Consider the following 14,575-nt stretch of genomic DNA (forward strand, 5'->3'; position numbering starts at 1 on the left):
CCCCTAAATGTTAGTCAGAATAGCGATCGCCTCAAGCTGAAAATTATCAACAAGAGAAGTCATCGTCTCGATCAGAAATTTATGCTCTGGTGGAATTTCAGCAATTAGTTGAAAAATCTGATGATCATTGAGATCAAGTGCTGCCTCATGGACTTGATTTATCCAGTTCGGGGACATGATTTTCAAGTCTGCCGAAGTTAGGGTTTTAGAAACGGTTGGGGTGGTTTCATGGGCTACAGGTTCCCCATAGAGGTATTCCAAACCCAAATATTGCGCCATTTTCTCAAACAATACTTGCTCTAGGAAGGGCTTGCTCATGTAGTCGTTACAACCCGCGGCTAGGGCTAGAGTCCGATCACTTTGAGAGGCCTGGGCGGTGAGAGCGATAATAATACTACTTTTACCTTTTTCTACGGCCCGAATTTGTTTAGTGGCTTCGTACCCATCTAAAACAGGCATCCGAATGTCCATCCAAGTCAAATCAGGTTGCCATTCCCGCCATAGCTGTACCGCTTCGAGTCCGTTACTGGCTTCTTTGACCTCTAATCCTAACTGGGTTAATAACCTGACCAACAATAGGCGATTTTCCTCTCGATCATCAACTACTAAAATTCGATGATGAGCATGACCCGGGGCTAACCCCAGGATCAGGCGATCGCCCTGTTCTGGGATGACCTGAAGATCATCGCTGAGGGTGACTCTCAGCCTGAAGCTGAAGGTAGTCCCCTCTCCTATTGTACTCCTAACGGAAATGTCTCCCCCCATCAGTTGCAGGAGTTTTCGGCTAATGGTCAATCCCAACCCCGTACCGCTAACCATTTGCTTTCCGGCTTTGGCCTGGATAAAGGCATCAAAGATGTAGTCGAGTTCCTCTGGAGCGATCCCCACCCCCGTATCAATCACCGCAAACTCAATCATAGATTGATGGGGAAGTTCAGTTTCTCCCAGCAGATGTCGAACTTCTAAGGTTATTCCTCCTTGATGGGTGAATTTAATGGCATTTCCCAGCAGATTAATTAAAACTTGACGCAGTTTTTGAGCATCGGTTTTAATCCATTGGGGAACATCTGGATTAATATTAAAACTAAGTTCAAGCCCTTTAGAACTAGCTCTTTCTGCTAACATATTTCGCAGGGAATGTAGCAAGTTAATTAAGTCAAAGTCAGTTTCTTCTAAGGTACAGTGTCCCGATTCAATTTTAGAGAGATCCAAAACATCATTAATTAAACTTAAAAGGTGATCGCCACTGCGTCGAATCGTTTGTAGGTCTTCTTGCAAATTGGCCGTCAGGGCCGGATCATGGGCCATAACCTGGGCAAATCCTAAAATCACATTTAAAGGAGTGCGGAGTTCATGACTCATATTGGCAAGAAAAATACTTTTAGCTAAATTAGCCTGTTCTGCGGCTTCCACTGCCCGTGTGAGGGCGATTTCTTTTTGTTTGCGATCGCTAATATCTCGACAAATACAAAAATGCAAAATCTCTCCGTCTAAAATCACCCGACTGTAACTAATTTCCACATCATATTTAGAACCATCTTTGCGTCGATGTTGAGTTTCAAAAAGTGGCATCAAGCTATCACTACTCATGATCGCTTGCAATTCTTCTTTTGTCCATTGGGCATCCCAATCTACCAGATTCAAACTCAAAGTTTCTTCTAAGGTATAACCGAGCATCTGAGCAAAACCAGGACTGGCTTGTAGCACATTGCCTTGATGATTCATGACAACAATACCGTCCATTGAAGTATTGAAAAGCGTTTTGGTTCGCAGCAGTTCTTTCTCTAATTGTAATTCGGCTTTTCTGCGTTCAGCTTCGAGTTTTGCCTTTTCACTAATATCCTTCATGAAGCAATAATGCCCCAATAGTTGATGCTGTTCGTCGTAGGTCGAAATCATGACTAATTGTTTATAAAAAATCGAACCATCTTTACGAACACCAATGGTTTCTACTTCAACCCTACCCTCTTTTACCATCTGCCAATAGATAGCAATTAATTTTTCTAATTCATCGGGATGTACGGTTTTTTCCCAGGACATTCCAATCATTTCTTCCGGTTGATAACCCGTGATTTGAGCGTAGTTTTTATTGGCATAAATATAACGACCTTGAACATCAATTTTTGAAATACCGGATACGGCATTTTCCATTACAGCACTCAGTTCTTGGCGCTCGGCTTCGACTTGTTTTTTATCGGTAATATCTTCTGAAAAACAGAGTAAATATTGGGGCTGATGCTGTTCATCATAAATCGGGATTTTAATAGTATGTAGCCAACGTTTACCTAAACTCAGACTACTTACCACTTCCTCGGGAATATCCTCTTTATTTCCTGTTTCTAACACTGTTCTATCTTTTTGATCAAAAAATTCTGCCTGTTCCCTGGGGAATAAGTCATAGACGGTTTTACCAATAGCGTCTTCTGCGGAAATTCCAAATAATTGTTCGCTGGTTTTATTCCAAAACTGAAATGCTCCAAATCTTTCCGGCTGCATATTTTTCACAAAAACCGCAACGGGTAAATGATTTAGGAGGGCTTGTAAAAAATTACGAGTTTGTTGAATTTTATTCTCAGCTTCCTTGAGTGGGGTAATATTAACAAACATAATTACCACTTGTTTGAGTTGATGGTTAGAATCAAATTCACAAAAAGCATTGACTAAAACCCAAACCCGAGAAAGGTTAACTCTATTAATTCCTAAAATATAATCTTTAAAAGGCTTTTGAGTTGATAGGACTCGATAGACCGGATATTCCTCAAGGGTCATGGGGGTTCCATCTTCCCGAAGAAAATGCCATGCAGGATCAATCGCGGTTTTTCCCATCATTTGATCCATCGATAGACCTAATAATTCACAGGCGATGGAATTACAGACTAAAATTCGGGTATCCACCCCATGAATTATAAACCCTATACTTAAATTATTGATCAGTTCTCGATAACTAGATTCACTTTTCTGTAGTGCGGCTTCACCTTGTTTTTGTTTAGTGATATCCCGAGCAATCTTTGCAGCCCCAATCACAGTTCCCATTTTATCTTTAATCGGGGAAAGACTCAGGGAAACATCAATTATAGTCCCATCTTTTCTAAGTCGCTTTGTGTCGTAGTGTTTAATATGTTCCCCCTGGAAAATTCTTTGTAAAATTTCTTTTTCCTCATCCTGATCCTGTGGGGGAATCAGTGTTCGGATCGATTTTCCCAGCATTTCCAAGGCGGTATAACCAAAAACCATTTCTGCTCCTTGGTTCCAGCTTGTAATTATCCCTTCTAAATTTTTGCTAATAATGGCATCTTCTGAAGATTCCACAATAGCAGCTAGTTGATTTAAGGCTATTTCCGTTTCTTGGCGTTGATATATTTCCCGTTGCAATTGGTGATTGGTTTTTTGCAATTGATCGATTTGAAACTGACTGATTTGTACCAAATAAATTACTAATACCGATAACCAAACCAAAAATAATCCTCCGGTTAAAATAACCATAGGTGAGGCGCTTTTAGCCTCTTGAATTAAGCCAGAAGTTGGGAAAACAACCACTCGCCAATCAGCACCATAGGCTTTCACCATCACAGTTGCTTCGAGTCCAGTGGCGGCAGGAAGTTCTGCTTGAGAATAAATTAATTGTGTGCCATCATAAATGGCTAATTTGTAGGCAGGTGACACTCTCAAAATACTCTCAAATAGGGTTTGAAATTCAAACACGCCGAGAATAAATCCATCGAAACGATTATTTACAAATAAAGGGACGGTGGCAAGAAAGCCTTCACCTCCGTGAATAAAATTAATCCGGCGAGTTAAAATAATTTGATTCAGATCTCTAGCAATTTTTAAAGTGATTTGGCGACGGTGTTCTTGCTTGAGATCCAGGTTAAGCGTGGTATTATTATTGTTAGGTACGACCCAACGAACGATAAAGTTAGGGTCAACCCATTCTATCCCTTCATAACCCGAAAAATGATTAATATAAGCCTGAGCATCGGCTTCCCAAAACTGTTTGGGTGTACCCCCACTAACCTGCCAACGAGAGGCCATTTGTTTCAATGTTAATATGCGAGTGGTTAGTTCTTTACTTAGTTGTAACTCAATGCCCTCAGCCTCTTTTTGAATTAACCGTTGTAGCTGAAGTTTTTCATTAACTTCTAGACGTTGCCACAGCAAAAAAATTGCCACCGAAGCCAGTACACCTAAGATCAAAGGTAATAGGTGTTTCCACGGTGTTTGGCTGAGGATTTTCATGGGTTTGATGGGAAAATCTCAAGGATTTATCAGGGTAAAGTCAATGGAGGCTTCAATCCCTTTAATTAAACAAGACAAAGGAATTACACCCGAAACAAAGACTAAATAACCTCTAACTGAATTATGACACAATTCAAAGGTCGTATCAACCATTAAGACATAACGGACTTCATTTCTACCTAACATTAGAGATTTGACTAAATCCGGTAAAGATTCCACTTGAAAAACTGGCATGGAAAAGGTAAATTGACATCCCATTAAACTTCCTAATAGACCAATATAGGAATTTAATAAAATATTACCCGCTTCGGTTAAGACTTCACAGGAGGAAATATTCAGATAAACAATTTCATCCTGACTATTCTGTTGGAGTAAATTCGTTAATTTAACCGCCAGAGAATAATTTAAAAGGAATAAAGCATCTCCACTAATTGAGCCTTTAAAGACTTGATGAATACTAACAATATTTTCATTAAAATGCTGGGAAAATCCCAGGGTTAATTTACTCAAAGGGGATAGGGAAACCCCCGCAACTGTCATCTTCACATCAGAACCAATCAACTCTGATAAGGCCGTTGCTGTCCTCATGGAGAGAACCATTCTCATAAATTCAGACAACGCCATTTTTTGTTTTTCAGTCAGTAGCATTTCTCTGCCTTTTTCTGTTACAAATCATCGGTTATCAGTTAATTTCCTCTTTCCTCTCGTTATAAAATTTCTAATAGGGTCTTGGCGATATCACATAAAGGAATTTGGCGATCGCTTAACCCCGATTCCACCACCGTCCGAGGCATTCCGTAAACAATACAAGTTTCCTCTGATTCGGTAAAGATCGAACCGCCGGAAGATTTAATCCAGGCTGCACCCTGTTTGCCATCGGAACCCATTCCGGTCATCACCACTCCCAAAACCCGATTCCCATATACCTCGGCCGCCGATTGAAACATCACATCCACCGAGGGACGATGGGGCATATCAAAGGGTTGGGCCGCTAAACGAGCGACCACATTAGCTCCTTGAGGTTTGAAGGTTAAATGACGTCCGGCCGGAGCGATAAAGACCATCCCCGGACTGATCACATCTCCATCGGCCGCTTCTACTACTTTCAACTCAGATAATTGATCCAATCGTTCCGCATACATTTTGGTATAACCAATGGGCATATGTAAAACAATGGCGATGGGAATGGGGAAATTACTAGGTAATTGAGGAATCAAAAATGCTAAGGCTTGGGGGCCTCCGGTAGAAATTCCAATTACAATTAAATCCGTAATACTCTTATGGGTGAGGGGTTCTACCAGGCCTACCGGATGACTGGGTTTGACAATAGCATGAAGGGGAAGATGATTCAGGGGAACATTAGCTGCGGCTTTAACTTTATCAATTAATTCGTCCGCCAGTTCATACATTTTTTCCGTGGCTAAAGCGGTCGGTTTATGGACAAAATCCACCGCCCCCGCATCTAAAGCTTCTAAGACCATTTCCCCGCCTTCATTGGCAATACTGACAATAATCACCGGAATAGGATGTCGTGCCATTTGTCGATGCAGAAACTCCACCCCATCGATTTTAGGCATTAATAAATCTAAAGTAATCACATCGACTTGACCCGCCATCTGTTCTAGTTTTTCTAGGGCTTCTTCCCCATCGTGGGCTGTTCCCACCACTTCAATAAAGGGACTACGAGACAGCATTTGTTTAATGACTTTACGAACATAAGCTGAGTCATCGACCACTAACACTCGAATAATGTTACTATTCATTTTTTTATTCTCCTGGGTTATAAAATTTAGGTTTTATCCCTGATCTAAATTTAGCATTTTTACTTTATTTTTTGTAGTGGTTTTTTTAAAAATTATGACGAAAAATAATTAGATTTGGATTCATGTTTCATATAAACAAAAGCTCCATCAATTTCCTCTAAATTAAAATTTGTTTTTAATTTTAGTAAAGATTCTGAAGCACTCAAAAATAAATAACTTGGGTTAAACATTCGTTGATAGAAAAAGTTCACCGTCTTTAAAATAGAAGCTTCGGAAAAATATATAAAAACATTCCGACAAAAAATAAAATGAGCTTGGGCTAAATATTGAATGTCTGATTCTACTAACAAATTATCCACCGACCAATGGACTCGATTATGAATTAGAGGTGAGATCCGCCAACCTTCATTATGGGCAGAAAAATATTTAGCTTTTAAGGATTCAGGAAAACCCCGAAATGAGTATTGTCGATAGACTCCCGATACAGCCTTATTAATCGCCCGGGAAGAAGCATCACTCGCCCAAATTTCAATCGGAATTCGTTCAAACCAACCCGCTTCATTTAAGGCGATCGCAATCGTTAATGGTTCTTCTCCGGTCGAACAAGCGGCACTCCAAATCCTTAACGGTTGACCAGGATAAGAAACCTTATAAAACCGCTCTAAATATTGCGGTAACAACACCTCAACTAAAACCCTGATTTGATCATACTCCCGCCAAAAATATGTTTCTTGCACCGTTAAAACATTAATCATTTCCTGCCATTCTTGATGGGCTGACTGATCATATTTCAGCAGATAATAATAGTCCAAAAACGAGTCTAACCCCTGTTCTTTAACTCTAATTGATAGCTTATCCGCTAACATTGTCTGTTTAGAAGCACCATAATATAATCCCGTCCGTTCATGGATTAGATCTCGTAAAATTAAAAACGTATTATCGCTCAAATTCAGAGGTTCTGAAGAAAATTTCATGTGATAGCAGTAATCAGTTATCAGTTATCAGTTATCAGTTAACAGTCATCAGTTATTAGTTTTCAGCAATTAGTTATTAGTTATTAGTAATCAGTTTTTAGTTATTAGGAATCAGTTATTGATTATCAGTAATCAGTTTTTAGTTATTAGGAATCAGTTATCAATATATGATTTTATTTCTTTCACCGATAACTGTTAACTAATAACTGTTGACTAATAACTGTTGACTGATAACTGATAACTGTTGACTGATAACTGATTATTGATGTATGCCTTTTTGAGCCGCTCGACGAACTGCGGCAGAAGTGTCATTTCGCGCCAATATACTCAACTGTTCCGCACAGGAACGATTACCCAGATAGACCAAGGCATTAACCGCCGATAAACGGACATTTTGATCCGAGTCATTCAAGGCACTGATTAAAATTTCCGAGGCAAAAGGATGTTTCAGACGTTTGAGAACTTCCACCACCGCACAGCGCACTGCTGGATGGATATGGTTTAACCCGTGACTGATCCCCTCAATATAATCTTCCTTGCGCGTCGAATTATCCAAATTTCGACCAGCTAAAGCCAAAATACAAGCCTCCCGACTACTAGGATCGACCGATAACTCCAATAAAGCCGCGATCGCCTCCGAGGTTCCCATCCGCGATAGGGACTCAATCGCCGCCTGAACCACTTTTTCCTCGGGATCAGCCGCAGCCATCCATTGCAAGGCCACTCCGGCTTCCTCTCCGCCCCGTTCTCGAAAGGCATGGAGGGCATCTAAACGCCGTTCAGGATTCGTTGAATTTAAGGCCATTAATAAAGGAGCCACTGCCTCCGTACTATCAATTCGTCCCAAGGCCATGACCGCAGCCCGAGCCACATCCCCATCCCCCACATCAACCCCCACCAAAGAAGTCAATAAAGGAATAGCCCGGTCGCCCCCAATATAACCTAAAGCCGAAGTTGCCGCCGCCCGCACAGGATAGGCAAAATCCGTAACTACCAGATGTTGTAAAACATCAAACACCGCCGCCAGGGTTTGATCCTCAGAGGTCAGTAACTCGCTCAAATCCAGACGGCTAATTGAACGGGCAGCTTGATAGCGTACCCAAGAATCCTGATCCTGTAAAGCCGTTAACAGGTGGGGCAGAACCAAGGTAGTGTCCAAATCCCCCAGGGCATGGGCTACCGCCACCCGCACCGAGGGAACCTCCTCCCTTAAAGCCTTGACCAAAAGCGGCAGAACCCGTTCATCCTCAATGTAAGGTAAATGTTCAATTGCCGCCCGTCGGACTTTCTCCTCCGGGTCATGGATACAGTTGAACAGGGCTTCAATACATTCACTGAAGGCAAAATAGCCAGCAATTTTGACCGCCGACTCGCGAATGATCGGATCTTGATCGGTAAGTAAATGTAGAACTCGTTGGGGTAAAGCGGGATGACCCAGGGAATTTAAGGCGGCAATCGCCCCCAAACGCACGGCCGAATCGGGATTTCCCAATAATCCTAAAAGGGCTTCAAAGGCTCGCCCGTCCCCAATTTGGGCTAAAGCGGCCGTCGTCACCATGACTAATTCCCCCTCCTCCCCGAGTAAATTGGTCAGGGCCTGAACCGCTCGATTACTGCCGATCCTACCCAGGACAGTAATCACCGCTTTCCGGGTTTCTAAATCCGGGGCATCTAATTGGGTAATTAATAAAGGCGTAAGGTCACTGCCAAATTTAACTAAAGCCTCAACAATCGGTTCTCGCAATTGGGGATTACTCAACAATTCCGTCAGGGCGGCGGCGACATTTTTGCCCTCTAACCATCCCAGAATCAGGGCAAGGGACTGTAATTCTTCAGGATTTGCGGTTTTAATCGCATCGAGCAAGTTCTGAGATCCGGTATCTGTCACCGCCCGCCGGGTGAGATCGGCAATAAATTCTCCTTCCCCAAATTCCTTTTGATAGCGCTCATAAATTTTAGCTAAGGCGATCGCTAACGAGCCCACCGAACAGGGGAATTGATTATTATTCGGTTGATTCAGAAACTGAGCCATCGGGGTGACAACATCGGCATCTCCCAGGACTCCCAAGACCTCGGCGACTTGATTTCCCAGGAGTTCATCATTCAACAGGTCAACAATTCGAGGGCCAATGGTAGTATCTCCAATTTTCATTAGGGCTTCCAAGGCAGGGAAAGCCAAAAAGAAATCCCCAGACTGAGTAACTTCTATTAATTTATCTACGGCTTCGCTGGCCCGCAGATGTCCCAGGGATTCAATCGTGTGATAGCGAACATTGATATTTGGATCATCGAGTAATGGAATTAAAGCCGGAATTGCCCTAGGGTCGTGGCGTTCTCCCAGGGCTAAAGCGGTATAAATCCTTAAATCCGGGTCAGGGTCATTTAAACAGACCACCAAAGAAGGAATCGGATCAATTTGGCTTAGGGTCAACACCTGAAGCACACTATTGAGAATATCGGGATTGCGGTGTTGTTCTCGGAGCAAGCGTAACAAATCCTGGGTTAAGTTCGGATCATCCTGCATAGCCAAGCTATCAACGGCTTCCCGACGTACTCGCCAATTCAGAGTTTTTTGAATTAATGGCATTAAACGTCCTGCGATAGAAAGATCTCCAATTTGCATTAGGGCATCTAAAGCGGGAAACGCCAGGAAAAAGTCTTGGGATTGAGCAATTTCGAGTAGGGGGTCGATGGCGTCTCTGGCTTTCAAACATCCTAATGCTTCAACGGCATGATAGCGGACATTGGAATCCGGATCAGCCACGGCTAAAATTAGGTGGGGAATGGCTCGGGGGTCGTCCCGTTGTCCGAGGGCTTGGGCGGCATAAATTCTCAGTTCGGGGTCGGAGTCCTGCAAACACTCAATTAAAGCGGGGATTAAATCCACCCGACTCAGGGCCAAAACCTGAATCACACTATTCACAATTGTGGCATTGCGGTGTTCTTGACGCAAAAGCCGTAACAATTCTGTTGTAATTTCTGGGTTATAACTGGCGGTTAATTGCTGTACCAACTCCTGTCTGATCTGCCAATTACTTTCTTGGAGAGCATTCATGAAATCGGTAGTATTTGAGGAAAGACCTTGACTCAGGTTCTCGGACACCGAAAATAGTAGATTCTGATGCTGTTCGTTGGTTAACCCTAAATGGGAGGCGTCTAGGCTGACTGAATTTGCCTGTCTCTGATAATTTTGGCGGAGATCGGCCTCTCGTTCTCGACGAACCGTGACATCTTCTAGGGTGACAATGGTTCCGACAATCAGATTTTTTTCCCGTAGCGGGGTAATAGTAACCCGCTGCTGCATATATTGAAAGTGCTTAGACGAGATCAAGGGGGGACAGGGAATCAGGTATTCATGGAAGCCGGGGGCCATGGTTTCCACCACTCCTTCGGTAATTACTCGTTCAAATCGTTCTAATAACCCCCGTTGTTCTAAATTGGGAATCAGATCGGTGATTCGTTGACCACAACTAATTTCTGCCCCAATTCCCGTCAGTTCCATTAATCGGGAATCCCAGGAACGAATGGTTAAATTTATATCGGTTGTAAAAATACCAATGGTCATATTTTTTTGCAGGGGTATCTTAGCTAGTAGTGAGGCGTTCACGCCTCAATCTGGTGGTCAGGTGTTCACGCCTCAAACTCTCCTCGCCTAATATATTAAAAGAAAGCCCAGCAAGGGCTTACTACTACATGGAAGTTAGGGTTTGGGTGCGGTCTAGGAGAGCTTGTACAGCAGCCATAATAGTTTTGGCACTTTGTAGATGACGTTTGCTGAGATTTCCTATACTCTCCATACCCTGTAATACCTGATTGGAAAGATTGGAATGTTCCAGATTTGAACTCCGAATTGAATTAATTTTCTGAGTAATACTTTGAATTGCCCCGGTCATTTGTTGGATCGCTTTTGCCTGTTCCCTCATCGACATTGCCACTTGTTCGGACTGGATACGCATATTATCAACCGAAGTAGTCACTTGAGAGGCAATGGTTGCCTGTTGTGTCATATCTTTGGTGACGTTATTAATCAGGGTAGCCAGTCGTTCTGCTTCTTTGGAGATTTGATCGCCGGCGATGGACTGTTCTCGAATCGCCCGGGAAGTGGTCATCACCCCCCGTCGCATGGACTCCACAGCCTGCATGATTTGAGAAGCCCCTTTATTTTGCTCAAAGGTAGCTTTACGCACCTGTCCGGCTAAATTAGTGGTATTTTGAGTCGCCTTAATCACCTCCCGGGCTGCCCGGGCCTGTTCATTCATTGCCTGGGTGACTTGTTTAGCAATTTGCTGCATTTGTCGTGTGGAAACCACGATTCCCTGGGTGGTTTTGGATTGTTCGATGGTAGCTTTAGCCACCTCCCTAGCTTGGTTAGCAGTGGTATTAATCGAATTGACAACGGTTTGACCCGCAATCATTTGTTCCTCAGAAGCCACCGCAATTTGACTGACTAATTGGGTGGTTTTTTCAATCCCCGATAGGATTTTTTTGAGTCCCCCCAATCCTTCTTCGGCCAAACCCCCACTATCTTCGGCGACTCGCAGACCTTCATTCGAGGTATTCACGGCATCTTGAGCCACCAGTTGCAGGGCTTTAATAATCGCGCCAATATCCGATGTCGCTTGGGCAGCGCGATCGGCTAGATTCCGAATTTCTTCAGCCACCACGGCAAACCCACGACCGGCATCTCCCGCCCGAGCCGCTTCAATCGAAGCATTTAAGGATAGTAGATTAGTGCGTTCTGAGATTAAATTAATTGTATCGACAATACTGCTAATTTCGTTGGTACGTTTGCCCATATCCCGAATTACATCGGAGGATTTGACCATGGACTCCCGTACCCGACCTAATCCTTGAATGGCTTTTTCCACGGTTTTACCCCCCACTTCGGCATCCTGCATGACTTTGCGGGTAATTTCATCGGCCTGTTGGGTGAGGGTGCTAATTGAACGAATGGAGCGATCCAACTGTTCGGCGGAGATGGCCGCATTGGTGGCTGCTTCGGTAATTCGTTCGGCATTTTGGGCTACGCCCACAACGGACTGCGCCATTTCCTCCATAGAAGTTGAGACTTCTTCCACCGTGGCGGCTAAATTTTCGGTGGTGGCGGTGACTTCTTCGATGGAAGCGGCCATTTCGTTAATGGAAGCGGTGGTTTGTTCGGAGGCGGAGGTCAAGTCATCGGCATTTTGGGCCACTCCCCCAATGGAACTGGTCATTTCTTCAATGGAGGCGGCGGTTTGGTTGACGGAGGTGGCTAAACTTTCGGTATCCGTGCTGACACTTTTAATCGAGGCAGCCATTTCTACCATCGATGCCGTGACTTGGGAGGATGAAGTTGCCATTTCTTGGGCACTGTCGGCTACATTATGGGTAGAAATGCTACTTTCTTGGACTGAAGTGGCCGTTTGTCTAACCACCGTTGCCAGTTGATTACTACTGGCGGTCACTTGTTCAATCGATGCAGCCATTTCGTTCATCGAGGAAACTAATTGTTCCCCAGAAATCTCAACGGATTGGGTCTGGGTAGCGGTTTGTTTTAATTGGGTAGCTAAAGTTTGAACTCCGGTATAATCCTCCTCTAACAAGCGATTTTGGGATTCCATTTCCAAGGATAGATGTGCGGCATTTCCTAGGATATCTTGGGTTTTAAGGATGATTTCACTGATTGTATCCCGGCTCAGTTTGACGATAGGATCGGGAGCAATATTTTTGGGGATTTTTGATAGGTTCTTGTCGTCTTTTGGTTGTTTATTATTAACTTTAGCCATGATTTTTTCTCCTTGTTGGCACTTTTTAGTGGTTTTTTATATACAGTTATCAAGAGTTAACCGAGGGATCAAGGTGTCAAGACGGCGTTCAATGCTTAATTTTAAAGTCTTCCCCTACAGATTCCTCCAAGATCAGTAACTCGTCCACATTCAGGATCAATACTACTCGTTTTTCCAAGGTAGCAATTCCCGCTAAATATCGACCGCTTAAATGGGACATTCCCTCGGGCGGGGGTTGAATTGTATCTTCTGACAGGGCTAAAAATTCCCTAGCGGTATCCACAATTAGTCCAACGGTACGATGATTGGTTTGAATCACAATTAAACGAGTTCGCAGATCATAGGCGGTTTTCTCTAGTCCAAATCGGACTCGTAAATTAATCGCCGGAATCACTTGTCCTCGGGAAAATACCACCCCCTCCACAAAGGGTAAAGTATTGGGAACTGGGGTGATTTGTTCAATCATTTCCATTTGCTGCACAACTTGAGAGGAAATTCCATAGGTTGTGTCTGCCAGTTCAAATAAAATATAGGTTTGAGTGGAAGTCGTAATATCTGACATTTGACCGTTCACAATGGGGATGTTGATGGTTAAGGGTTATTGCTTAGAATCAGCGATCGCGATCGGGTTAAACCAAAGGTGGAAAATCGGACGACGGCCGCCACATCTAAAATTAAAACGACGCGCCGATCTCCTAGTTCCGTTGCTCCGGCTATTCCCATCACTCGCACCAGGGGATCGGTTAAGGGGTTAACAACAATTTCCCGCAGTCCCGTTACCCTATCCACCACCAAGGCGACGGAGTTTTCTCGGCTACCTACCACGACGACTTGGGAGGTAGGGGAGGGAGNTGACAATTTCGTTATGCTCAAAGGCAATAATTTGTGATCTGGAAACTTCGAGCACTTCCTTAACAGTGGTTTGGGGAATGGCAAAGGTCTGTTCCCCAACTGTAATAATCAGAGCATCTGTAATTGATAAGGTTAGGGGAAGTTGAATTGTAAATTTTGTCCCTTGACCTTTGTGAGTTTCCAAACTCAGGGAACCCCCTAACTCCTGAACTGTATTTTTGACAATTGCCATTCCCACCCCCCGTCCTGAGATTAAATCCGCTTGAGTTTTTGTCGAAAATCCGGGGGAACAGAGAATGTCTAATAATGCCATCATATTATAGGGCTCGGGCTTTCCGGTTTCCCAGGTTTGATCATTGATATGAGTTTCGATCCCGGCTCGCTCCATAACGGTTTCCATATCGACACCGCGACCATCATCTTCAATTTCAATAATTACGGTTTCTCCGGCGGTGATTGCCCTAAGTGTGAGGGTTCCTTGGGGGTTTTTGCCAGCGGCAGAACGTTCGGCCGGGGATTCTATCCCATGACTAACGGCATTTCTCACTAAATGTAATAGGGGATCGAGCATTCGCTCCACCACAAACTTATCAATTTCGGTTTCCTGTCCACTAATCTCTAGGGTGATTTGTTTTTCACTGGTACGCACTAAATCCCGAACCACAAATTGCATCCGGGCAAAAATCTCGCCAACGGGAACTAAACGCACTTGCATCACCCCCTGACGCAAATCTCGCAACTGTCGTTCGAGCATGAGGTTGATTTCCTGTAAGGCCCGGGTTTGAGGGGCTTTTAGATAGGTAGCGATCGATTGTAGATAATCTTCTAAACGACCGCGACTAATGACTAAATCTCCGACCATTCGCATCAAATGATCTAGTTTGGCTAACTCCACACGCACGACGTTGGAGGAGCTCGATAGGGGGATGGGAGAGGGGGCAGGGGAGGCAGGGGAGGCAGGGGAGGCAGGGGAGGCAGGGGA

The 14,575-nt window shown here is 43.9% G+C and carries 9 protein-coding genes; all 9 read right to left on the reverse strand.

Features of this window, described 5'->3' with window-relative positions; translation table 11 throughout:
* Nucleotides 1–3 precede the first annotated feature (3 nt).
* The 9 genes from PL9631_RS14935 to PL9631_RS14970 all read right to left on the reverse strand — a co-directional run bounded on the left by PL9631_RS14935 (nucleotide 4) and on the right by PL9631_RS14970 (nucleotide 14,461).
* Nucleotides 4–4,236, reverse strand: a complete 4,233-nt coding sequence (locus tag PL9631_RS14935) for a PAS domain S-box protein (protein ID WP_083621511.1) — start codon at nucleotides 4,234–4,236, stop codon at nucleotides 4–6.
* 18 nt (nucleotides 4,237–4,254) lie between these two features.
* Nucleotides 4,255–4,884, reverse strand: a complete 630-nt coding sequence (locus PL9631_RS14940) for a hypothetical protein (protein WP_083621513.1) — start codon at nucleotides 4,882–4,884, stop codon at nucleotides 4,255–4,257.
* A gap of 59 nt (nucleotides 4,885–4,943) precedes the next feature.
* Nucleotides 4,944–5,999 carry a protein-glutamate methylesterase/protein-glutamine glutaminase gene (locus PL9631_RS14945; RefSeq protein ID WP_083621514.1) on the reverse strand — a complete coding sequence of 352 codons (1,056 nt, stop codon included), beginning with the start codon at nucleotides 5,997–5,999 and terminating at the stop codon, nucleotides 4,944–4,946.
* 92 nt (nucleotides 6,000–6,091) lie between these two features.
* A complete protein-coding gene (locus PL9631_RS14950) occupies nucleotides 6,092–6,973 on the reverse strand; it encodes a CheR family methyltransferase (RefSeq protein WP_083621516.1) in 882 nt (293 codons plus the stop codon).
* Nucleotides 6,974–7,232: 259 nt separating this feature from the next.
* Entirely contained in the window at nucleotides 7,233–10,538 is a 3,306-nt protein-coding gene (locus PL9631_RS14955) for a HEAT repeat domain-containing protein (protein WP_083621517.1), read from the reverse strand.
* Nucleotides 10,539–10,662: 124 nt separating this feature from the next.
* Complete coding sequence (locus tag PL9631_RS14960; RefSeq protein WP_083621519.1) at nucleotides 10,663–12,741, reverse strand: methyl-accepting chemotaxis protein; 2,079 nt, start codon at nucleotides 12,739–12,741, stop codon at nucleotides 10,663–10,665.
* A gap of 88 nt (nucleotides 12,742–12,829) precedes the next feature.
* Nucleotides 12,830–13,303, reverse strand: a complete 474-nt coding sequence (locus tag PL9631_RS14965; protein WP_083621521.1) for a chemotaxis protein CheW — start codon at nucleotides 13,301–13,303, stop codon at nucleotides 12,830–12,832.
* 29 nt (nucleotides 13,304–13,332) lie between these two features.
* On the reverse strand, nucleotides 13,333–13,566 hold the full coding sequence (locus PL9631_RS26760; protein WP_231516738.1) for a chemotaxis protein CheW: 234 nt from the start codon (nucleotides 13,564–13,566) through the stop codon (nucleotides 13,333–13,335).
* Nucleotides 13,556–14,461: a chemotaxis protein CheA gene (locus PL9631_RS14970; RefSeq protein WP_456238471.1), complete on the reverse strand. Its 906-nt coding sequence runs from the start codon at nucleotides 14,459–14,461 to the stop codon at nucleotides 13,556–13,558. Before PL9631_RS14970 ends, PL9631_RS26760 begins: the two co-directional genes overlap by 11 nt.
* Nucleotides 14,462–14,575 lie beyond the last annotated feature (114 nt).

The sequence above is a fragment of the Planktothrix paucivesiculata PCC 9631 genome (assembly GCF_900009265.2).
GTDB lineage: Bacteria > Cyanobacteriota > Cyanobacteriia > Cyanobacteriales > Microcoleaceae > Planktothrix > Planktothrix paucivesiculata.